Below are 21,830 nucleotides of genomic sequence, written 5' to 3' on the forward strand. Positions count from 1 at the left end.
TGGGTCTGGTCCACCCCCGAGGTGAACGGAACGGGCCCGATATACGCTCGCCCTCGCGCAACAGTAGGCCCTCCGGGGTCACTTGCAAAGCTGCGCCCCGGAGAGTGAGTGGAGACCTGGTTTGTTCATCGGAATCGGCACTGTCGTCAACGTTGCAACGGTTCTGGCCGGGTCGACACTCGGTGTGCTCGTCGGGCATCGACTGAGTCACCGGACCCGTGATCTGGTCACCGACGCACTCGGTCTGGTGACGCTGCTGATCGCGATCACCTCGGCACTCACCGTGGGCGACAAGGCGCTCAGCGACGCGGTCGGCGACAGCGCACCGGTACTCATCGTGCTCGGCGCGATGCTGATCGGCGGCATCACGGGGTCGCTACTCCGGATCGAGCAGCGGCTGGAGGGCTTCGGCGCCTGGCTGCATCACCGGTTCCGCCGGACCGACGGAGAAAGCACCTTCGTGGAAGGTTTTGTTACCGCGTCAATGGTCTTCTGCGTCGGCCCGCTGACGTTCCTCGGCGCGTTGTCCGACGGACTCGGTCGCGGCGCGGACCAACTGTTCCTCAAGGCGGTGCTCGACGGCTTCGCCTCGATCGCGTTCGCCGCGTCCCTCGGCTGGGGCGTGATGGCGTCGGCGCTCGTCGTACTGGTGATCCAGGGCCTGATGACCGCGGTCGGCGCCGTACTGGGCGACGTACTGCCCGAGGCCCACGTGACCGCCCTGGGCGCCACCGGCGGCGTGATGCTGATCGGCGTCGCCCTGCGACTCCTCAAAATCAAGCAGATCGCGGTCGCGGACATGCTGCCCGCCCTGATCGTCGCCCCCCTCCTCGTCCAACTCCTCGTCATCATCCGCCACTGACCAATTTCCCTGGCTAGGCACGGAAATTGGGGGTTCTGCACTCTTGTTCAGAGTGCAGAACCCCCAATTCGACTGGCTAGCCAGGGAAATGCGGTGGGTCAGTCCTCGCCGAGGCTGTGTTTGATCAATCCTCGCCGAGGTAGGCCTTGCGGACGTCGTCGTTGACCAGGAGCTCACGGCCGGTGCCGGACAGTTTGATCTGACCGACCTCCAGCACGTAGCCGAAGTCCGCCCGCTTCAGGGCGGCCTGGGCGTTCTGCTCCACCAGCAGGATCGTCGTGCCCTGCTTCTGCAGCTCGGTCACCGTCGACATGATCCGCTTCATCATGATCGGCGACAGACCCATCGACGGCTCGTCCAGCATCAGCAGCTTCGGCCGGCTCATCATCGCCCGGCCCATCGCCAGCATCTGCTGCTCACCACCGGAGAACGTCCCGGCCGGCTGCTTGCGCCGCTCCCCCAGGATCGGGAACAGGTCGTACGCCGAGTCCAGGTCGGTGCGGACACCGGCCGGGTCCCGGCGCGAGAACGCGCCGAGCAGCAGGTTCTCCTCGACGGTCAGCCGCGGGAAGATCCGCCGGCCCTCCGGCGAGTGCGCCAGCCCGCGGGTGACGATGTCGTGCGCGGCGACGTTGTCGATCCGCTCGCCCTGGAACCAGATCTCGCCGTGGGTCGGCCGGAGCAGACCCGAGATCGTCCGCAGCGTGGTGGTCTTGCCGGCGCCGTTGGTGCCGATCAGCGACACCACCTGCCCCTGCTCCACGCTGAAGCTGATCTTCTTCACCGCGACGATCTTGCCGTAGGCAACCTCGAGGTCGCGGACCTCGAGCATCGCCGTGAGCGGCCGGTCCTGGGTAGTGTCAGGTGCCGTCATGCCTGCACCTCCTCGTCGTCATCGTCGTCGTCCTCGCCGGTGCCGATGTAGGCCTCGATCACCCGCGGGTCGGACTGCACCTCACCCGGTGTGCCCTCGATCAGGGTCTCACCACGGACCAGACAGAGCACCCGGTCACAGAGGTTGAAGATGAACCGCATGTCGTGCTCGATCACCACGACCGCCAGGCCGGCGTCCCGGATCTTGAAGATCAGGTCCATCGCCTGCTTGGTCTCCTGCGGGTTCATCCCGGCCGTCGGCTCGTCCAGCAGGATGAGCTTCGGGTCGGTGGCCAGCGCCCGCGCGATCTCGAGCCGGCGCTGGTCGCCGTACGGCATGTTCCGGGCCAGGTGCTCGGTCGACCGGCCGAGCCCGACGAACTCGAGCAGCTCCTGGGCACGAGCCCGGGTGGCCGCCTCCTCGCGACGGAACTTCGGGCCGTGCAGCACCGAGGTGAGCGCACCCGCCGACGTCCGGCAGTACCGGCCGACCATGACGTTCTCGAGCGCCGTCATGTTCGCGAACAACCGGATGTTCTGGAACGTCCGCGCCATCCCGGCCCGGACGACCGCCCGCGGCTTCGGCGGCAGTCCCGCCAGAGCACTGGCGACCGGCGGAGTCAGGGTGACCGGCCCCGGAGCCTGCTCCGGAACCTCCAGCTCCTCCAGCGTCGTCACCTGGCCGTTGATCGCGACCTTCCGCCGGTTCCGCTGCACCTTCTGGTTCGGCGACGGCGCGAACCGCACCTGACCACTGGTCGGCTTGTAGAGCCCGGTCAGGCAGTTGAAGAACGTCGTCTTCCCGGCACCGTTCGGGCCGATCAGCCCGACGATCTCGCCCTGGCGGACGGTCAGGTTGACGTTGTTGACCGCCAGCAGACCACCGAAGCGCATCGTCACACCGGTTGCCTCGAGCACCGGTTCGCCGACGGTCGGTGCCGCAGTGACCGGCACCGTGTCCTGGACGCTCATTTCGCCTCCTCGACCAGCAGCTGACTCTCGACCGCTTCGGCCAGCTCCTCGTCCTCTTCGTGGAACTCGAGCTGCCGCCGTCTGCTCGCCACCAGCCCCTCGGGCCGGAAGCGCATCATCAGCACCAGCGTGATGCCGAACAGCAGCAGCCGGTACTCCGAGAAGAACCGCAGCTTCTCCGGCAGCAGCTTCAGGATCGTTGCTCCCAGCAACACGCCCGCGATGGTGCCCATACCGCCGAGCACGATCGCGGCCAGCAGGAACGCCGACTCCAGGAAGATGTACTGGTCCGGACTGACCGCGCCGTCCTGATGGGCCTTGATGGTGCCGGCCAGACCGGCCAGGAACGCGCCGACCGCGAACGCGAGCAGCTTCAGCCCGAAGACGTTCACGCCCATCGCCTCGGCCGCCTTCTCGTCCTCCCGGATCGCCACCCAGCCACGCCCGATCCGGCTGTTGTTCAGCCGGGAGAAGACCAGGATGACGCCGCCGGTCAGGATCAGCAGCAGGAAGTAGTAGTTCGAGAACCGGCCGAGCTCGATCCCCAGCGGCGCGTGCGTGTCACCGAAGTTGAACCCGCCGATCTCCAGATCGGGGATACCGGGAATACCGTTCGGGCCGTTGGTCAGGTTCGGGCCGTTGTTGCCGTCCAGGTTGAACATCGCGAACCGGAAGATCTCACCGAAGCCCAGCGTCACGATGGCCAGGTAGTCACCCGAGACCCGCAGCGTCGGCGAACCGATCACCAGGCCCAGCAGCGCGGCCACACAGGCACCGACCAGCACGACCACCAGGAACGGCGGCTTCCAGCCGATCGTCGCGAACGCCGACTGCGACAGCGTCGCCGCGACGTAGGCACCCGAACCCAGGAACGCGATGTACCCGAGGTCGAGCAGACCGGCCAGACCGACGACGATGTTCAGGCCCATCGCGGTGGCCGCGAAGACCAGCACCGAGGTCGCGATCGACATGTTCGCGTCCGACCCGTTCTGCGTGAACGGGAACAGGAACGCCACCGCGAACGACGCCAGCGTCAGCACCTTGCGGTGCCGCTGCCCGGCATGCGAGAGCCACGACATCACGCCGGTGCGGAACAGCGCCACCACAACGGTGGCGATGAACACCAGGCAGAGCACGAACGACCAGGCGTCCTCCAGCCCGAGCGCGTACGCCGCGACGAACAGCAACGCTGCCATCAGCACCGCGATTGCGACGATGTCGGCCCAAGCCGGCAGCCGCGCCTCGCTCATCGCCCGCAGCTGCCGCAACGGCAGCATCCACGCGCACACCGCGATCAGCAGTGCGCCGACCAGCGTGACGTAGCCGCCGGGGTTGACGTTGATCAGACCGTCGGACTCGGTCGAGATCGCGGCCAGCACCAGCACCATGTAGAGCGACAGACCGGCGCCGAGCGCACGCAGGCCGGTGGTCGAGTCCACCCAGGAACCCAGACCGCCCAGCACGCCCTTCTCGATCAGCAGCAGCGCGAGCGCGACCACGGCGACGATGATCGCCAGGATCTGCAGACCACCCGGGTAGAAGTCGATCGACAGATCGTTGAGGATCGTGCCGTCGTAGCTCCAGGACAGGAACGATCCGACGATCACCAGTGCCACACCGGCCAGGCCGAGCGGCCAGGCGATCGGCTTGGCCTTCGGTGCGGCCGGAACCTCCGGCACCGCCGGAGTCTCGGTACGTACGTCCGTCATGCGCGGTCCACCACCCTCGCGCCCAGCAGGCCCTGCGGCCTGAACACCAGAACCAGAATCAGGATCACGAACGCCCAGACGTCCTTCCAGGTGCTACCACCGAACTGCCCGGGGATGTACTGCGTCGCCATCGCCTCGACGACCCCGAGCACGAGGCCACCGACGACAGCGCCGTAGATGTTGCCGATACCACCCAGTACGGCGGCGGTGAACGCCTTCAGACCGGCCAGGAAGCCCATCCGGTACTGGATGTTGCTGTTCTGCAGCCCCTGCGATACACCTGCGATCGCAGCGAGTACAGCGCCCAGGGCGAACGCGACCACGATGATCCGGTCGACGTTGATGCCCATCAGGCGAGCGGTGTCCGGGTCCTGCGAGACGGCCTGCATACCGCGGCCGACCCGGGTCCGGTTGATGAAGAACCACAACACGATGGCGCAGATCGCCAGTGCCGCGACCGTGAAGATCGCCGAGCGCTGGATCGTCACGCCGCCCACGGTGAGCGCCGTACCGGAGACCACGTCCAACTGCGGGAACGGGATGCTCTGCTTGGCACTCGGCCACTCGACGTGAGTGATCAGCGTCCGCCAGAGCACCCAGCCGATCTCGGCGGCCACGACGGCGGACCCGGCGGCGATGGCGAGCGTCTGCAGACCGAAGTGGACCCGGGCGGTCTTCTTGACGCTGACCGACAGCGCCCAACCGATCAGGGTGCCGACGACAGCACCGGCGACGATGATGCCGATGATCAGTGCGTTCAGCTCCCGGACCGCGAGCCGGGCGATGATCCAGAGCAGCACGGCGCCGCCGGCCGCACCGAGCAGCGGGGCCCGGTCGGACCACTTGGACACCGGGTGATTCAGGTTCGGCCGGCCGGGCCGCGCACCCGCGACGAACCCGAGCGCCAGCGCACCGCCGGCGAACACGACGACCGTCCAGGCCGGCTGGTCGTACATCAGCCGGATGAACTCCTGGAGGAACACCGAGATCCCGATCGCGGTGATCAGCGGCGCCAGCCGTGGCGCGTTCCGCAGGGGACGGTACGCGACACGTTCCATCAGCACCGCGGTGCCGACCGACGCGATCATCGCGCCGATGATCATCACCGGCAGGATCCAGACCGAGGTCTTGCCCTCGAAGAACAACAGATATGTGGTCAGTGCGCCGAACGCACCGATCATGAACACCTCGCCATGGGCGAAGTTGATGAGCTGCACGATGCCGTAGACGACGGTGTACCCGACGGCGATCAGGGCGTACAGCGATCCCAGGGTCAGCCCATTGACGAGCTGCTGGAAGAACTGGTCCACGTCGACCTCCCAACTGCCTCAGTTCCGACATGCCACGGGGGCGGGAGGATCACTCCCACCCCCGAGACATGAGGTCGACTTGCTTACTTGGTTTCGAACGCCTTGGTCTCCACGGTGGCCCACGCACCCGCGTCGACCTTGTAGACGGTCAGCACCTTGGAGGTGCTGTCGCCGTACTGGTCGAACGCGACCTTGCCGGTCACGCCCTCGAAGGAGACCTTGCTCATGGCATCGACCGTCTTCTGACGGGCCGACTCCACGTCCGTGGCCCCGGCCAGCGACGTCTTCAGCGCGTTGATGATCGCGTTGGCGGCGTCGTAGGAGTAACCGCCGTACGCGGCGGAGTCCTCCTTGTAACCGGCGGTCTTGTAGTCGGCGAGGAACTTCTTGCCGGCGTCGGTCGAGTCGGTCGGGGCGCCGACCGAGGTCGAGAGGTCGTTGGTGCTGTTCTTACCGGCCAGCGTGATGTACTTCGGGTCCTTGATGCCGTCGCCGCCCATCAGCGGGACGTTCAGGCCGGCGGCCTTCATCTGCTGCGAGAGCGGCCCGGCCTGCGGGTACTCACCGCCGTAGTAGATCGCCTGCGGGCCGGCCGGCTTGACCGCCGAGATGACCGCGCTGAAGTTCGTGTCGTCGGGGTTGATCGTCTGCGCCGCGACGACGGTGCCACCGAGCTTCTTGAACTCCTCGGTGAAGGTGCCGACCAGACCCTGGCCGTAGGCCTTCTTGTCGTGGATCGTGGCGACCTTGGTGATCTTCGCGGTCTCGTACAGGTACCGGGCCGCGAACGGGCCCTGGACCGCGTCGGTCGTGCAGGTACGGAAGTAGTTGGTGTACGGGCGCTTCGGCGCCGTCTGCCAGTCCGCACCCTGGGTCAGGCCCGGGCCGGTGTTGGCCGGCGAGACCTGCACGATGTGCTTCGGGTCGAGCACCGGCTGCACCTGCTGGGCGACGCTGGTGTTCAGCGTGCCGACAACGCCGATGACGTCCTTGTCGCCGGCCAGCGCGGTGGCCGCGTTCTTGCCCGGCTCGGTCTTGCCCTCGTCGTCCTTCGGCACGGCCTCGAGCTTCCAGCCCGGGATCGTGTTGTTGTCGTTGGCCTGCTTGATGGCCAGCTCGACGGAGTGCTGGATACCGAGGCCCAGCGCCGACAGGTCGCCCGACAGCGGCGCGATGATGCCGATCTTGGCGGTCTTGGTGCCGCCGCCACTCCCCCCGGCGTTGTCGCCACCACTGCGAGAACCGCAGGCAGTCAGGGCCAACGACGCAACGATCAGCGACGCGCCGACCCTTACTACGGAACGCTGGTGCACTGTTCCTCCCATGTCTGGATAGTCCGGCCGATCCCCGGACTCCCGCGTTTGCCGCGAGCATCCGCAGGTTAGACCGCCTGGTGCTCCCAAGCGAACAGCGCACTGGCTGTGTTGTGAGGTCGTTACCGCTGTAAGGACCATCGTGCATTCTGAGAACTGTCCCAGCCGTCATCCGATGACACAGAGTCAGTAGATCAGTCGATTGCGTGAAGAATCACGAGTCTGGAATTGCCGCGTTCAGTACCGTCCGTGACAAATCTTCACCAGATATCACCTTCGGGTGACAATCCGTGCCCCTCCGGGCCCCGCACCGCCGGTACGTCGCCCGTCCGCCCCCGCTCGCGGTCGCCCCGACGGGCAGTTCGCCGGATCGATGCCGTCGGCAACCAGACCGCCGGACCGGCACTCAGCTACCGCCGGCCTCGTCCACCACCAGCTCCGCCACCTGCCGCATCGAGACCCGCTTGTCCATCGCGGTCTTCTGGATCCACCGGAACGAGTCCGGCTCCGACAGCCCGAACTTCGTCTGCAGCACCGACTTCGCCCGGTCCACCAGCTTGCGCGTCTCCAGCCGCTCGGCCAGATCCGCCACCTCGCGCTCCAGCTCGGCCAGCTCCACATACCGCGACGCCGCGATCTCGATCGCCGGCAACAGATCCGCCTTCGAGAACGGCTTCACCAGGTAAGCCATCGCCCCCGCGTCCCGGGCCCGCTCCACCAGCTCCCGCTGCGAGAACGCCGTCAGCATCAGCACCGGCGCGATCCGCTCCCCCGCGATCTTCTCCGCCGCACTCAGCCCGTCGAGCTTCGGCATCTTCACATCCAGGATCACCAGATCCGGCCGCAACTCGGTCGCCAGCCGAATGGCCTCCTCCCCGTCGCCGGCCTGCCCGACGACGTCGTACCCCTCCTCGGCCAGCATCTCGGCCAGATCCATCCGGATCAACGCCTCGTCCTCAGCGATCACCACACGCTTAGCAGTCACGGTGAACACTGTATCGAGCCCCCTCTCAACTCTTCGGACCGACGAAGGTGTCGAGCCTGTCCACCCCCTCCCGCCGACTCACCGCGATCACATTCCGCCGCGGCTGCCGCCAAGGAATCCCCAGCACATCCAACGTGTCCGTCAGGATCTTCCGAATGTCGTCGGACTCGTTGGAGAAGTGATAGCGCACGTATTCATACACCTTCTCCCGCCCCGGCTTGCTCGCCCAGTTGACGAACCGGCAACCATCCGAGTGGAACAAGCCCCGCAGCAACTGTTCGGGGTACTTGGCAACGATCTCCAATTGCCAGTCCACCAACTCAATCTTGCGCAGGTGCTTCCGCCCCGGCCCATGCTGCGGAAACAAACAGGGCCAGTGCTTCCACCGCGCCTCAGTCATGATGCAACCCGTTCCGCGTCGAGGCACCGGGCTGGCAGTCGGCTTCACCCGGATGATTGTCTCGGCAATCTCCCGATTGAGGTCGGCGTACCTGGCGTCGTTCACAATCTGCAGCGTGAACACGCCCCGCCGGGCCTTGGCGATGCACCCATCCCCCAGATACCACCCCAACAACAGCGCGTACGCCGCTTCATCCAGGTAGGCGCCATCACACCGCGGACACGGCGTCCCCTGAAACCCGGTCCCCCGCGGCAACCCGCGCCGCTGATACAACCGCCGCCACCGCCGGATCGTCTTGATGGCAACGCCATGTTTGGCCGCATTGGCCCGATCGCTGAACCCCTCGTCCGACATCCGCAACGCGGAATCAACCGTCTCCTGCGACCTGATGTGCCCCATATCTCATGCTCTCGAAGCCCACCGACACTTTCTGTGGCCGGAGCCGAGCAAAGCAGAAGAGCTGAACCCACCGTCGATGGGTTCAGCTCTTGGCCGATCTACGAGAGATCAGATGGTGCCGAGTGTGGGATTCGAACCCACAAGCCCTTGCGGGCAATGGTGTTTGAGACCATAGCGTATGCCGTTCCGCCAACTCGGCCAGGGCACTCCATGAGTACTCTAACTGCTCGATCCGCGGTTGGGAAAATCGACCCCGCAATCGATCCGGCGGCGGCCGACCGGAGGCGCCGGCTGGAGTCGAGCCAACATCGAGAGCCGTCACCAATAAGGCCGCTAGCCGCGGAGGACGCATCTGATTGGGTAGTACCTGGGCGACGGCTGTCTGTCGGAGCATCGCCGACAGGTCTACGCGTTGCGGATCGCATGCGACGACAAGTACCCGCGGCTGACCGACGAGGTTGCGGCGGCGATCACCGCCGTACATCCGAGCCGTCCGGTTCATCGGACGCAGGCCGTTGGGTGCACCTCAGTGGTGTCGTACTGGAAGCACTGGCCTTGTTTGTTCCCGCAGCATGGACCGGGGCCTCCTGGTGGGACCGAGTCCTAGCTCTCGTAGGTGGCGAGGAAGGTGCGGGCCAGCTCGGCGGGTTTGAGGTCGGTCGGGTTTTGGCCGGTCATAATCGCATAGAAGACGGGGCCGATCAGGTGGGTGGCGGCTTGATCTGGGGGTGCGGCCGGTAGGGCTTGGGTGAGGACTGTGCGAGCACTGTCGCCTAGGACGTCTTTGGTGGCTACCAGGCGGGCCACTTCGGGGTCGTGCTGAGCTTCGCCCAGGAGCGCCCGGTAGGCGATGCCGGCTTGGGAGTGGGCGAGGAAGCGAATGAGGGCCTTCAGGTAGGCGGTGAGGTCTGCTTGGGGGTTGCCGGTGGGGGCCACGGCTAGTTCTTCTTCGGCATCGGTGGCGCTGGCTTCGAAGAGGATCTCGGCCTTGGTGGACCACCAGCGGTAGACCGTCTGGCGGGAGACGCCGGCGCGTTCGGCGATGCCTTTCATGGACATGGCCGCGTAGCCGCCTTCGACGAGGAGGTCGTCGACGGCGTGCAGGACGGCTTCTCTGGCTTGTTCGCTGCGCGGGCGGCCGACCTTGGCGTGCTCCATGGCAGCACTATACCTGGACACGGTGACTCGATATTGCTAGATTACTGGACACAGTGCACCGAAATTAAAAGGGAGGGACACGACATGCGTGTCTTCATCACTGGAGCATCCGGCTGGATCGGGTCCGCCACCGTCGACGAGCTGCTCACCGCCGGCCATGAGGTCGTCGGGCTGGCTCGCTCGGACGAATCCGCCGCCAAAATCACCGCGAAGGGCGCGCTCGCACCTCGCGGCGACCTCGACGACCTCAACTCGCTGCGGGAAGGCGCCGGGAGCTCGGACGCCGTCGTACACCTGGCCAACAAGCACGACTGGGGCAACCCGGCAGAGTCGGACCGCGCAGAGCGTGCCGCCGTCGAGACCATGCTCGACGCCTTGGCCGGTTCCGACCGTCCATTCGTGATTGCCAACGGCCTGTCCGGCATCGTCGAAGGGCGCGCGGTACTCGAGAGCGACCCGTCGCCGGCGGTCGGCCCCGGCTCGGACCGAGGAGGCAGCGAGAACCTTGCGCTGGAATCCGCCGTACGGCGCGTGCGGGCCTCGGCGGTCAGGTTCGCACCGTCGGTGCACGGGCGCGGGGACTGGGGGTTCGTCACCTGGCTCGCAGCCGCCGCGCGCAAGCACGGTGTGTCCGGCTACATCGGCGACGGTGAGACCACCTGGTCGGCCGTCCATCGCACGGACGCGGCGCACCTGATCCGGCTCGCCATCGAACAGGCACCGGCGGGGTCACGCCTGCACGCGGTGGCCGAGGAGACCATCACCACCAAGGCGATCGCCGAAGCGCTCGGCGCCGCCCTCGACGTACCGGTCGTGTCGATCGACCCAGCCGAAGCCGGCGAGCACTTCGGAGTCGTCGGCCACTTCTTCGCTACCACGATGACCGCGAAGTCCGACATCACCCGCGATCTGCTCGGCTGGAAGCCCACCGGTCCCGGCTTGATCGAGGACATCACCGCGGGGGCCTACACATGAGCGAACTGACAGCCTTCATCCTCGTCAAGACCCGCCGCGAGTGGCTCGACCTGACTGTGCCCGAGCGCATCGAGGCGTTCGAGACCGCCGTACTGCCGACGGTGCGCGACCGGGTCAGCAATGTCCGCTCGCGTTTCTACGACACCGAGTTCTACTCGGCGCGCGTCACCGACATCTGGGTCTGGGAGGCCGATGACCACGAAGCCTTCCAGCTCGTCATCGAGGCGCTCCGCGAGACGCTGTTCTGGGATCACTACTTCGACATCGTCGAGATCCTGGTCGGAGTGGAGAACGGCTACGCCAAGCACTACGGCACTGCCACTCCCACCACCATCAACGCCTGACTAGCGGCACATAAACAAACGAGGCGGACAGCTGGTCAGCTGTCCGCCTCGAGTGCGTCTTACGGGTTGGGAGTGCGGTAGGCCGGGGCCCGGCCTTCGATGGCGTCACCCATGCGGTGGACGCGGAGGGCGTTGGTGGAACCGGGGATCGAGGGCGGCGAACCGGCGACGATGACCACCAGGTCGCCCTTCTGCAGCTTGCCCAGCTCCAGCAGGCGCTGGTCGACCTGACGCACCATCTCGTCGGTGTGGTCGACGGTCGGGACGATGTGGGTCTCGATGCCCCAGACAACGCTCAGCCAGGCGCTCACCGACGGAACCGGCGTGAAGGCCAGCACCGGGATCTCGGTGCGGTACCGGGCCAGCCGGAGCGCCGTGTCACCGGACTGGGTGAACGCGACCAGGAGCTTGGCGTCGAGACGCTCGGCCACATCGGCGGCCGCGCGGGCGATGACGCCGCCCTTGGTGCGCGGCTCCCACTCCATCTCCTTGATCCGGGACAGGCCGTGTTCCTCGGTCGACTCGACGATCCGGGCCATCGTGTTGACGGTCTCGATCGGGAACCGGCCGACGCTGGTCTCACCGGACAGCATCACCGCGTCGGCGCCGTCGAGGACGGCGTTGGCGACGTCGGAGGCCTCGGCCCGGGTCGGGCGCGGGGCGGAGATCATCGACTCCAGCATCTGGGTGGCGACGATCACCGGCTTCGCGTTCAGCCGGGCCTGGTCGATGATCAGCTTCTGGACCAGCGGCACCTCTTCGAGCGGGAGCTCGACGCCGAGGTCACCGCGGGCGACCATGAAGCCGTCGAAGGCCTCGATGATCTCGTCGAGGTTGGCGACCGCCTGCGGCTTCTCGATCTTGGCGATGACCGGGAGCCGCAGCCCCTCCTCGTCCATGATCTTGTGCACGAGCTGGATGTCGGCACCGTCCCGGACGAAGGACAGCGCGATCATGTCGGCGGGCAGGTGCAGCGCCCACCGCAGGTCTTCGACGTCCTTCTCGGACATCGCCGGCACGCTGACCGCGACGCCGGGCAGGTTGATGCCCTTGTGGTTCGACACCGGCCCGCCGACGGTGACGCGGCAGATCACGTCGGTCGCGGTCACCTCCTCGGCGACGAGCGCGATCCGGCCGTCGTCGATGAGCAGCTGGTCACCGGGTTTCACATCGCCGGGCAGACCGTCGTACGTCGTTCCGCAGATGGTCACGTCACCCGGCACCTCCCGGGTGGTGATGGTGAACCGCTCACCGTAGGTCAGCGTGGCCTTGCCTTCGGCGAACTCGGCCAACCGGATCTTCGGACCCTGCAGGTCGACCAGGATGCCGACGTTCTTGCCGGTCTCAGCGGCGGCGGTGCGGATCCGCTGATAGATCCGCTCGTGCTCGGCATGGGCACCGTGGCTCAGGTTGAGACGAGCCACGTCCATACCGGCTTGGACGAGTTCCAGGATGCGCTCGGGGGCGGCAGTAGCCGGGCCGAGCGTACAAACGATCTTTGCGCGACGCACGTCACAAAACCCTACTCCTACAAGACCACTGCTCCGCTGGTCCACCCCCATTACTGACGGGTTAACACCTTGTGACGAGCCGCGGCAGAGCCTGAAAAGTCAGGAAGGTAAGGGCGTGTAGGCGCCGACGGTGATCTCTCCGGCCAGGCCGGCGGTGACCGTCTGGAGGCCGATCGGCTTGCCGTCGGTATAGGTGACCAGCGTCATCTCCCCCGGCCGCCGCAGGGTGTACCCGAGCGCGAACGCGTACGCCGCTCCCCCGGTGGTGCCATTCGTGTACGTCGTCACCGGCCGCTCGTCGACGACCTTCGTCTCCGGCCCGACCTGCCGGTGCAGATGCCCGGACAGCAGCAGCGTGGCGCAGCCCCGGGCGGCCGTGTCGGCGAACGAGGACGGATCGTGGACGACCATCGTCGAGATGCGCTTGTCCTCGGGCTGGTCACAGGCGATGTCGGCGAGCCGTTTGGACTGCTCGGCGGTCGTCTCGTCGCCGGGGCTGTCCGCGCTGCCGAGGCCCGTCTTGGTCGGGTCGCTGTCGCCCAGGAACCGGATCCCCTCAACCTCGACCGGTTTGCTGTCGAGGACGGTGAAGCCGTTCTTCCGCATCGCGTCCTCGATGTGCCCACCGGCGTCGTGGTTGCCGGCCACCGCGACCACCTTGAGGTCCTTGAAGTGCTCCCGCAGCGAGTGGATGCTGAACACCTCCCAGGACTGCCCGGACGAGGAGTCGTCACCGGCGTCGATCAGCAGCTTCGCGCCGGCCACCTTGGCGACCTCGCTCGCGACGGGGTCCATCCCGATGTTGTCGTGCCGGTCCGAGACCAGCAGCGCGACGGTCTCCTTCTCGGTCGCCTGGTGGATCCGCCCACCGACCTTGTTGACCTGGTCCCGCAACCGCCCGTAGAACGCGGTGGAACGCTCGTACGTCTCGACCGCCGTCTTGATCACGCCCACCCCGCCGGTGGTGGAGAACCCGGACGCTACCTCGACCCGCTTCAGCCGCGGATCGAGCGACAACTGCGGGAGCAGTTCGGCCAGTGGTCGCCATTCGGTCGGCGCGACCTCCGCCGTACGCATCCGTCCTGGCCCGAAGATCGACGCGATCGTGATCAGCATCGCGACCAGGATGACGACCGCGCGGTGCTCGAACCGCCGTTCGTGCCGGTGCACGAGATCCCACAGCTCACGGCGCCGCCGCCGGCCGAGCGACGTCCACAAGGTCGTCACCACCACGACCACGAGCAGCCCGGAACCGGCTCCGGCGACCAGGTTGTCGACCGCCATCTCCTGGATGACCTGCTGGATCCGCGCGATCTCACCGTCGGGCTGGGATGCGATCAGCGCGTCCCGGTTGAGCAACTCGGTCAGGTTATCGGCGTCAGTTTCCTGTACGTCGACGTTCACGCCGATCCCGCCTGGCGTGTCGGTCGCGATCCGCAGCCGAGGCAGTACCGCTCCGAGGTCGAGCGTCGCGTGCCCGTCGAACGTCGGCGAGATCGTTGCCGCGTGCGCCCCAATGGTGACCCGCTCGGAGTCGTGGGAGAACCCCATCGCCCCGATCACCACCGTGGTCACCGCCCAGAGCACGAACAGCCCGGCCCACGGCGCCACCGCGCGGACCCGCCTCCGTGTCACCAACCGTCCAACCACAGTTCCAACCTATCGGCCAACGCCACCCGGACAACCGGCCATCCGCACCGCGTCGTACCGATTTGCCTGGCTGGCCACGCAAATTGGGGGTTCTGCACTCGCAACCACGGTGCGGAACCCCCAACGGCGGTGGCTAGCCAGCGAAATGGGTCAGACGGCCAGGGGGCGGGCGGTGGGTGGGATGGGGGTGGGGAGGGTGGAGGAGCCGGTGAGGTGGGAGTCGACGCCGTTGGCGCAGGAACGGCCTTCGGCGATCGCCCAGACGATCAGCGACTGGCCGCGGCCGGCGTCGCCGCAGGCGAAGACGCCCTCGACCGAGGTGTGGTAGTTCTTGTCCCGCTTGACGTTGCCACGCTCGTCGAGCTCGACGCCGAGCTGCTCGAGGAAGCCCTCGCGCTCGGGACCGAGGAAGCCCATCGCCAGCAGTACGAGCTGCGTGGGGATGGTCCGCTCCGAGCCCTCGACCGGGTTGAACTTGCCGCCCTCGAACTTCACCTCGACCAGGTTCAGCCCGGACACGTTGCCGTCGGCATCGGCCTCGAAGTTCACGGTGGAGACGGCGTACACGCGCTCGCCGCCCTCCTCGTGCGCCGAGGCGACCCGGTAGATCATCGGGTACGTCGGCCACGGCTGACCGGCCGGACGGTCGTCACCGGGCCGCGGCATGATCTCGAGCTGGGTGACCGAGCGCGCGCCCTGGCGGTGCGCCGTACCGAGGCAGTCGGCGCCGGTGTCACCGCCACCGATGATGACCACGTCCTTGCCGGTGGCAACGATCTGGTCCTCGACCGGCTTGCCGAGGGCGACTCGGTTGGCCTGCGGCAGGTACTCCATCGCCTGGTGGATGCCGCCGAACTCACGGCCCGGCACCGGGAGATCACGCGCCGCGGTGGCGCCGGTCGCGATCACGACCGCGTCGTAGCGCTGCTTGAGCTGGGTGCCGGTGACGTCCACGCCGACGTTGACGCCGGAGCGGAAGACCGTGCCCTCTTCCTTCATCTGCTGGATCCGGCGGACGACCTGCGACTTCTCCATCTTGAACTCGGGAATGCCGAACCGCAGCAGCCCGCCCGGCGCCTCGGCGCGCTCGTAGACGGCGACGGTGTGCCCGGCGCGCGTCAGCTGCTGTGCGACCGACAGCCCGGCCGGGCCGGAACCCACGACGGCGATCGTCTTGCCGGTCAGCCACTCCGGCGGTTGCGGCTGGACGTGCCCGGTCTCCCAGGCCTTGTCGATGATCGCCACCTCGACGTTCTTGATCGTGACCGGGTCCTGGTTGATGCCGAGCACGCACGAGGTCTCGCACGGCGCCGGGCACAGCCGCCCGGTGAACTCCGGGAAGTTGTTGGTGGCGTGCAACCGCTCGATCGCCGAGGACCAGTCGTCGCGCCAGACCAGGTCGTTCCACTCCGGGATCAGGTTGCCCAGCGGGCAGCCGCTGTGGCAGAACGGGATCCCGCAGTCCATGCAGCGGCCGGCCTGCTTGGTGATGATCGGCAGCAGCGCCTTGCCCGGTCCACCGGGGTAGACCTCTTTCCAGTCCTGCAACCGCTCCTCGACCGGACGCCGCTCGGCGACCTCACGACCAGTGGTGAGAAAACCCTTCGGGTCAGCCATCAGATGGCCTCCATCATCGCTCGCGTGGTGGCATCCTCGTCCAGCCCGTCGCGCTCGGCGGCCGCCTTGGCCGCCAGCACCCGGGCGTAGTCGCGGGGCATCACTGTTGTAAATCGCGAACCTGCCGCTGACCAGTCGCCGAGCAGCTTGGCCGCCCGTTCCGATCCGGTCTCCTCGTGATGACGCCGGACCAAGTCCTGCAACAGGTCGGACTCGGCCTCGGTGAGCGGGAGCAGGTCCACCAGCTCCTTGTTCACCAGGGCGCGGTCCAGGTCGAGCACGTGGGCCACGCCGCCCGACATGCCCGCTGCGAAGTTCCGCCCGACAGCGCCCAGTACGACGACGCGCCCGCCGGTCATGTATTCGCAGGCGTGGTCGCCGACTGCCTCGACGACCGCGGTGGCTCCGGAGTTCCGGACACAGAACCGTTGCCCGGCGCCACCACTGATGAACAGTTCACCGGACGTCGCGCCGTACGCGATGACGTTGCCGGCGATGATCTGGTCGGCCGCGTCGAACCGGGCATGCCGGTCCGGGCGGATGACGACGCGACCACCGGACAGGCCCTTGCCGACGTAGTCGTTGGCGTCGCCTTCGAGGCGCAGCGTGACACCGCGCGGGACGAAGGCGGCGAACGAGTTCCCGGCCGAACCGGTGAAGGTCAGGTCGATGGTGCCGTCGGCCAGGCCGGCCGCGCGGTACCGCTTGGTGATCTCGTGGCCGAGCATGGTGCCGACGGTCCGGTTGACGTTGCGGATCGCGAGCTGGGCCCGGACCGGTTCGCCGTTCTCGAGCGCCGGCCGGCAGATCCGGATCAGCTCGTTGTCCAGGGCCTTGTCGAGGCCGTGGTCCTGCTCGACGACCTGGTGCCGGGAGGCGCCCTCGGGCAGCGACGGCACGTGCAGGATCGGCGTCAGGTCGAGACCGTCGGCCTTCCAGTGGTCGACCGCGCGCTTGATGTCCAGCACCTCGGCGTGCCCGACCGCCTCTTCCAGCGTCCGGAACCCGAGCTCCGCCAGGTACTCGCGGACCTCTTCGGCGATGAACTCGAAGAAGTTCACCACGAACTCCGGCTTGCCCGAGAAGCGCTCGCGCAGGACCGGGTTCTGGGTGGCGACGCCGACCGGGCAGGTGTCCAGGTGGCAGACGCGCATCATGATGCAGCCCGACACGACCAGCGGCGCACTGGCGAACCCGTACTCCTCCGCTCCCAGCAGGGCCGCGATCACGACGTCCCGGCCGGTCTTGAGCTGTCCATCGGTCTGTACGACGATCCGGTCGCGCAACCCGTTGAGCAGCAGCGTCTGCTGGGTCTCGGCCAGGCCGAGCTCCCACGGACCACCTGCGTGCTTGAGCGACGTCAGCGGCGCCGCGCCGGTGCCACCATCGTGCCCGGAGATCAGTACGACGTCCGCGTGCGCCTTCGAAACGCCTGCGGCAATCGTGCCGACGCCGACCTCGGAGACCAGCTTCACGTGGATGCGGGCCTTCGGGTTCGCGTTCTTCAGGTCGTGGATCAGCTGCGCGAGATCCTCGATCGAGTAGATGTCGTGGTGCGGCGGCGGCGAGATCAGGCCGACGCCGGGCGTCGAGTGCCGGGTGCTGGCCACCCACGGGTAGACCTTGTTCCCGGGGAGCTGACCACCCTCACCGGGCTTGGCACCCTGCGCCATCTTGATCTGGATGTCGTCGGAGTTCGTCAGGTACTCCGACGTGACACCGAACCGGCCGGACGCGACCTGCTTGATCGAGCTCCGCCGAGCGGGGTCGTGCAGCCGGTCGGAGTCCTCGCCGCCCTCCCCCGTGTTCGACTTGGCGCCGAGCTGGTTCATCGCGATCGCGAGCGTGGTGTGCGCCTCGGCGCTGATCGAGCCGTAGCTCATCGCACCGGTGGAGAACCGCTTGACGATCTCGCTGACCGGCTCGACCTCGTCGATCGAGATCGGCTCGCGGCCTTCCTTACTGTGCTGATCTTTGAAGGCGAACAGCCCCCGCAGCGTCATCAGCCGCTCGGACTGCTCGTCCACGCGCGCCGTGTACTGCTTGAAGATGTCGTACCGTCCGCTCCGGGTGCTGTGCTGCAGCCGGAACACGGTCTCGGGGTCGAACAGGTGCGGCTCACCTTCACGCCGCCACTGGTACTCACCGCCGACCTCGAGCTTGCGGTGCGCGGTCAGGATGCCGTCGGCCGGGTAGGCGCGCAGGTGGCGCTGCCGGACCTCCTCGGCGATCGTGTCCAGGCCGATCCCGCCGAGCTTGGACGACGTACCGGTGAAGTACTGCTCGACCAGCTCCGGCGACAGGCCGTTGGCCTCGAAGATCTGCGCACCCGTGTACGACGCGACCGTCGACACGCCCATCTTCGACATCACCTTGAGGACGCCCTTGCCGAGCGACTTCACGACGTTGCGGACGGCCTGCTCGGGCTCGACACCCGGCAAGTAGGTGCCGCGCCGGCACAGGTCCTCGACCGACTCCAGCGCGAGATACGGGTTGATCGCCGCAGCGCCGTACCCCATCAGGAGCGCGACATGATGAACTTCGCGCACATCTCCTGCCTCGACGACCAGACCGACCTGGGTGCGGGTCTTCTCCCGGACCAGGTGGTGGTGCACGGCCGCGGTCAGCAACAGCGACGGGATCGGCGCGCTGTCGGCGTTCGAGTGCCGGTCGGACAGTACGACGATGCGCGCGCCCTCCCGAATCGCCTCGTCGGCCTCGGCGCAGATCTCGTCGAGCCGTGTCTTGAGAGCCTCGCCGCCGCCCTCGACGTCGTACACGCCACGCAGGACCGTGGTGGCCAGGCCGGGCATGTCGCCGTCGAGGTTGATGTGGCGGAGCTTCGCGAGCTCGTCGTTGGTGATCACCGGGAACGGGATCACCACCTGACGGCAGGACGACGGACTCGGGTCGAGCAGGTTCGACTCCGGACCGACGCTCGACGACAGCGAGGTGACGAGCTCCTCGCGGATCGCGTCCAGCGGCGGGTTGGTGACCTGGGCGAACAGCTGCGCGAAGTAGTCGAACAGCGGCCGCGACCGGTCACTCAGCATCGCCATCGGCGTGTCGGTACCCATCGAGCCGATCGGCTCGGTGCCGCTCTTGGCCATCGGGGTGAGGATGACCCGCAGCTCCTCCTCGGTGTACCCGAAGACCTGCTGGCGACGCGTCACCGACGCGTGGCTGTGCACCACGTGTTCGCGCTCGTGCAGGTCGTCGAAGCGGATCAGGCCGCCGTGCAGCCATTCGTCGTACGGCGCCTCGTTGGCGAGCGCGTTCTTCACCTCGGCATCGGTGATGATCCGGTGCGCCGCGACGTCGACGAGGAAGATCCGGCCCGGCTCGAGCCGGCCCTTCTCGGTGATGGTCGCCGGGTCGATGTCCAGGACACCGGCCTCGGACGCGAGGACGACGAGGCCGTCCTCGGTCACCCAGTACCGCGAGGGGCGCAGACCGTTGCGGTCGAGCACCGCACCGACCTTGGTGCCGTCGGAGAACACGACCGAGGCCGGTCCGTCCCAGGGCTCCATCATGGTCGAGTGGAACTCGTAGAACGCGCGCCGCTTCGGATCCATCGTGGTGGCGTTCTCCCACGCCTCCGGGATCATCATCAGCATCGCGTGCGGCAGTGAGCGACCACCGAGGTGCAGAAGTTCGAGCACCTCGTCGAACGACGCCGAGTCCGAAGCGCCCGGCGTACAGATCGGGTAGAGCTGCTCCAAGTCACCCGGGATCAGCTCACTGGACAGGAGCGCCTCACGGGCGCGCATCCAGTTCCGGTTGCCCTGGACGGTGTTGATCTCGCCGTTGTGGGCGATGTACCGGTACGGGTGGGCCAGCGGCCACGACGGGAACGTGTTGGTGGAGAACCGGCTGTGCACGACGCCGATCGCCGAAGCGAGGTCAGGGTCGGTCAGCTCGGGGAAGAACTTGTCCAGCTGGTCGGTGGTCAGCATCCCCTTGTAGGTGATGGTCCGGCCGGACAGCGACGGGAAGTAGGTCTCGGTCTCCTTCTCGGCGCGCTTGCGCAGCCGGAAGGCCATCCGCTCCAGGGCGAGCCCCAGCACCCGGCCGGCCCGCGCCGCCACGAACAGCTGCTTGAACGTCGGCATCACCGAACGCGCCGTGTTACCGAGCAGCTCCGGCGTGGTCGGCACGTCGCGCCAGCCCAGCACGGTCAGCTTCTCCTCGGCCGCGATCTCCTCGATCCGCGCGATCGCCTTCGCGGCGTCGTCGGCCTCGGCCGGCAGGAACGCGATCCCGGTCGCGTACCCACGCGCGACCGGCAGCTCGAAGTCGCACACCTTGCGGTAGTACGCATCCGGGACCTGGATCAGGATGCCGGCGCCGTCGCCGGAATCCGGCTCCGCGCCGGACGCACCACGATGCTCGAGATTACGCAGGGCGGTCAAAGCCTTCGCCACGATGTCGTGGCTGGGTTCTCCGGTCAAGGTTGCTACGAAGGCAACGCCACACGCATCGTGCTCGTGGCGGCCGTCGTACAAGCCCTCAGCTGGAAAGGGGGCGCGACCATACATTCAGGGGCTCCCGTCGTCCTACGGTCAACAACTGGCCGCGGGACAACATTGGCCCAAGCCGGGTGTCCCGAGACTACCTCATGACGCCCGACAGGTGGACAGACATTCCACCGCCGCAACGCCTTTCAGAGTTCACAGTCACGCCCCGTAAGCAAGCGCTCACTGGTTCGTCGACCCATGGTGACACCGTCGGGTGAAATCCGGGAGATGAGAGCGGCGTCGCGGGCCGCTGGGCAGCCGTCGCCTGGTGATCACCTTGAGCGGCTGCGGACGCTGGGTTATGTCATTGAGGAGGCTTCTAGCCAGGCGCTGTAGAAGGCCTGGTAGCTGTCGAAGCGGGTGGTGGTGGCTTGGTGGAGGACGGCGTACTGGCCGTCGGTGCCGCGGAAGGCGGGGCGGTCGAGGGTGCCGTCGCCGAGGAGGACGAGGGCGGTGCGCGCCATCACGAACGCGGTGGTGCTGTCGTCGATGACGGCGTCCAGGGTGAGCTGTTCGGGGGCCATGAAGCGGGTGGAGCCGAACATGCGGCCCATGTCGTTGCGGTAGGCACCTGGGCGGTAGTCGTCGAGGTCCATGACGGTCAGCTGGCGGGTGTCGAAGTCGTAGAGCATCGCGCCGTCGTAGAAGTCGCCTTCGACCCAGCCGGACGAGGTCAGGACGTCGTGCAGGTCGTAGAGCTGGTCGAGGGCTTCGCTGATCTCGTCGGCGGACAAGGCGCGGAAGCGGTCGAGGTGGGTGCCGAGATGATCGCCTTCGCGCCAGTCGAAGACGAGGGCCGGGCCCCACGGAGTCTCGATCAGGCCGTGGTACGCCGGGAGCAGGTCGTGCTCGATCTCGGCGGCGAGGCGGCCGGCGCGGCGGACTGCTTCCTGGCGGCGGGGTGCTGGGGCGAACGGCTTGGGATCATCCGGGATGCCGGGCGTTTTGACGAAGTAGCGGTAGCCGTCGATCGTCACGCCGTACGAGATGTTGCCGGAGTCCTGGGTGTGCTCGCCGAACTCGGCGAAGACCTCGCCGACGCTCTTCAGGTAGGTATCGGGCTGCTCATCGATCTTCGCGGGAAACACCCGCTGGCGGTAGCCGATGCCAGGCGCGTCCAGTTGCCGGGGCTTGAACAGGACTGGTGGGGTTTGAACAAGTCATAACCTGTCCAAACCCCCGGTGGCTTGGGTGCGCCCCGGCCGGATGTGGGTCGTCCGGCATGTTCGGCCGCA

Annotated in this window: 16 protein-coding genes, 1 tRNA gene and 1 pseudogene; 3 read left to right on the forward strand and 15 right to left on the reverse strand. The window is 67.3% G+C overall.

The features are described 5' to 3' along the window. Positions 1–121 precede the first annotated feature (121 nt). A complete protein-coding gene (locus tag ACFVWG_RS04985) occupies positions 122–862 on the forward strand; it encodes a DUF554 domain-containing protein (RefSeq protein ID WP_391541825.1) in 741 nt (246 codons plus the stop codon). Positions 863–986: 124 nt separating this feature from the next. Here ACFVWG_RS04985 and ACFVWG_RS04990 read toward each other — a convergent pair whose 3' ends face one another. From ACFVWG_RS04990 to ACFVWG_RS05035, 10 genes and pseudogenes are all read right to left on the reverse strand, one after another. Then, positions 987–1,694 (reverse strand): ABC transporter ATP-binding protein, encoded by a 708-nt coding sequence (locus ACFVWG_RS04990; protein ID WP_391542142.1) that lies wholly within the window; start codon positions 1,692–1,694, stop codon positions 987–989. 38 nt (positions 1,695–1,732) lie between these two features. Continuing rightward, complete coding sequence (locus tag ACFVWG_RS04995) at positions 1,733–2,707, reverse strand: ABC transporter ATP-binding protein (RefSeq protein ID WP_391541826.1); 975 nt, start codon at positions 2,705–2,707, stop codon at positions 1,733–1,735. After that, positions 2,704–4,416, reverse strand: coding sequence for a branched-chain amino acid ABC transporter permease (locus ACFVWG_RS05000; RefSeq protein WP_391541827.1), 1,713 nt, complete (start codon positions 4,414–4,416; stop codon positions 2,704–2,706). The genes ACFVWG_RS04995 and ACFVWG_RS05000 overlap by 4 nt, the downstream gene beginning before the upstream one ends. Further along, positions 4,413–5,372 (reverse strand): branched-chain amino acid ABC transporter permease, encoded by a 960-nt coding sequence (locus tag ACFVWG_RS05005; protein ID WP_391542143.1) that lies wholly within the window; start codon positions 5,370–5,372, stop codon positions 4,413–4,415. Before ACFVWG_RS05005 ends, ACFVWG_RS05000 begins: the two co-directional genes overlap by 4 nt. Further along, a pseudogene (locus tag ACFVWG_RS05010) lies at positions 5,373–5,726 on the reverse strand (branched-chain amino acid ABC transporter permease); the annotation flags it as partial. It lies immediately after the preceding gene. A gap of 83 nt (positions 5,727–5,809) precedes the next feature. Then, a complete protein-coding gene (locus ACFVWG_RS05015; RefSeq protein WP_391541828.1) occupies positions 5,810–7,051 on the reverse strand; it encodes a branched-chain amino acid ABC transporter substrate-binding protein in 1,242 nt (413 codons plus the stop codon). Positions 7,052–7,445: 394 nt separating this feature from the next. Beyond that, positions 7,446–8,033, reverse strand: a complete 588-nt coding sequence (locus ACFVWG_RS05020) for an ANTAR domain-containing response regulator (protein WP_391541829.1) — start codon at positions 8,031–8,033, stop codon at positions 7,446–7,448. A gap of 16 nt (positions 8,034–8,049) precedes the next feature. Continuing rightward, positions 8,050–8,778, reverse strand: a complete 729-nt coding sequence (locus ACFVWG_RS05025; protein ID WP_391541830.1) for a transcriptional regulator — start codon at positions 8,776–8,778, stop codon at positions 8,050–8,052. A 158-nt stretch (positions 8,779–8,936) separates the two neighbouring features. Next, a tRNA-Leu gene (locus ACFVWG_RS05030) sits at positions 8,937–9,022 on the reverse strand. Between the two features lie 404 nt (positions 9,023–9,426). Beyond that, positions 9,427–9,981: a TetR/AcrR family transcriptional regulator gene (locus ACFVWG_RS05035; protein ID WP_391541831.1), complete on the reverse strand. Its 555-nt coding sequence runs from the start codon at positions 9,979–9,981 to the stop codon at positions 9,427–9,429. 84 nt (positions 9,982–10,065) lie between these two features. On the opposite strand from ACFVWG_RS05035, the gene ACFVWG_RS05040 reads away from it, so the two are divergent. Beyond that, a complete protein-coding gene (locus ACFVWG_RS05040) occupies positions 10,066–10,956 on the forward strand; it encodes an SDR family oxidoreductase (protein ID WP_391541832.1) in 891 nt (296 codons plus the stop codon). After that, complete coding sequence (locus ACFVWG_RS05045; RefSeq protein WP_391541833.1) at positions 10,953–11,300, forward strand: darcynin family protein; 348 nt, start codon at positions 10,953–10,955, stop codon at positions 11,298–11,300. Before ACFVWG_RS05040 ends, ACFVWG_RS05045 begins: the two co-directional genes overlap by 4 nt. A 59-nt stretch (positions 11,301–11,359) precedes the next feature. On the opposite strand, the gene pyk is transcribed toward ACFVWG_RS05045, so the two are convergent. From pyk to ACFVWG_RS05070, 5 genes are all read right to left on the reverse strand, one after another. Then, positions 11,360–12,811 carry a pyruvate kinase gene (gene pyk, locus ACFVWG_RS05050; RefSeq protein ID WP_391541834.1) on the reverse strand — a complete coding sequence of 484 codons (1,452 nt, stop codon included), beginning with the start codon at positions 12,809–12,811 and terminating at the stop codon, positions 11,360–11,362. Positions 12,812–12,910: 99 nt separating this feature from the next. Beyond that, on the reverse strand, positions 12,911–14,446 hold the full coding sequence (locus ACFVWG_RS05055) for a metallophosphoesterase (RefSeq protein ID WP_391541835.1): 1,536 nt from the start codon (positions 14,444–14,446) through the stop codon (positions 12,911–12,913). A 165-nt stretch (positions 14,447–14,611) separates the two neighbouring features. After that, on the reverse strand, positions 14,612–16,078 hold the full coding sequence (locus tag ACFVWG_RS05060) for a glutamate synthase subunit beta (RefSeq protein WP_391541836.1): 1,467 nt from the start codon (positions 16,076–16,078) through the stop codon (positions 14,612–14,614). Continuing rightward, positions 16,078–20,616: a glutamate synthase large subunit gene (gltB, locus tag ACFVWG_RS05065; protein WP_391541837.1), complete on the reverse strand. Its 4,539-nt coding sequence runs from the start codon at positions 20,614–20,616 to the stop codon at positions 16,078–16,080. The genes ACFVWG_RS05060 and gltB overlap by 1 nt, the downstream gene beginning before the upstream one ends. Positions 20,617–20,894: 278 nt before the next feature. Further along, positions 20,895–21,683: a hypothetical protein gene (locus ACFVWG_RS05070; RefSeq protein ID WP_391541838.1), complete on the reverse strand. Its 789-nt coding sequence runs from the start codon at positions 21,681–21,683 to the stop codon at positions 20,895–20,897. Positions 21,684–21,830: the final 147 nt, after the last annotated feature.

Origin of the sequence: Kribbella sp. NPDC058245, assembly GCF_042882005.1 — a bacterium.
Classification (GTDB): Bacteria; Actinomycetota; Actinomycetes; order Propionibacteriales; family Kribbellaceae; genus Kribbella.

Bases quoted from the DNA above. Each gene is read 5' to 3' on its own strand.
- ACFVWG_RS05015 (WP_391541828.1), bottom strand. From the start codon at position 7,051: ATGGGAGGAACAGTGCACCAGCGTTCCGTAGTAAGGGTCGGCGCGTCG.
- ACFVWG_RS05045 (WP_391541833.1), top strand. From the start codon at position 10,953: ATGAGCGAACTGACAGCCTTCATCCTCGTCAAGACCCGCCGCGAGTGG.
- ACFVWG_RS05040 (WP_391541832.1), top strand. From the start codon at position 10,066: ATGCGTGTCTTCATCACTGGAGCATCCGGCTGGATCGGGTCCGCCACC.
- ACFVWG_RS05025 (WP_391541830.1), bottom strand. From the start codon at position 8,778: ATGTCGGACGAGGGGTTCAGCGATCGGGCCAATGCGGCCAAACATGGC.
- ACFVWG_RS04990 (WP_391542142.1), bottom strand. From the start codon at position 1,694: ATGCTCGAGGTCCGCGACCTCGAGGTTGCCTACGGCAAGATCGTCGCG.
- ACFVWG_RS05035 (WP_391541831.1), bottom strand. From the start codon at position 9,981: ATGGAGCACGCCAAGGTCGGCCGCCCGCGCAGCGAACAAGCCAGAGAA.
- ACFVWG_RS04995 (WP_391541826.1), bottom strand. From the start codon at position 2,707: ATGAGCGTCCAGGACACGGTGCCGGTCACTGCGGCACCGACCGTCGGC.
- ACFVWG_RS05060 (WP_391541836.1), bottom strand. From the start codon at position 16,078: ATGGCTGACCCGAAGGGTTTTCTCACCACTGGTCGTGAGGTCGCCGAG.
- ACFVWG_RS05000 (WP_391541827.1), bottom strand. From the start codon at position 4,416: ATGACGGACGTACGTACCGAGACTCCGGCGGTGCCGGAGGTTCCGGCC.
- ACFVWG_RS05005 (WP_391542143.1), bottom strand. From the start codon at position 5,372: ATGTACGACCAGCCGGCCTGGACGGTCGTCGTGTTCGCCGGCGGTGCG.
- gltB (WP_391541837.1), bottom strand. From the start codon at position 20,616: ATGTATGGTCGCGCCCCCTTTCCAGCTGAGGGCTTGTACGACGGCCGC.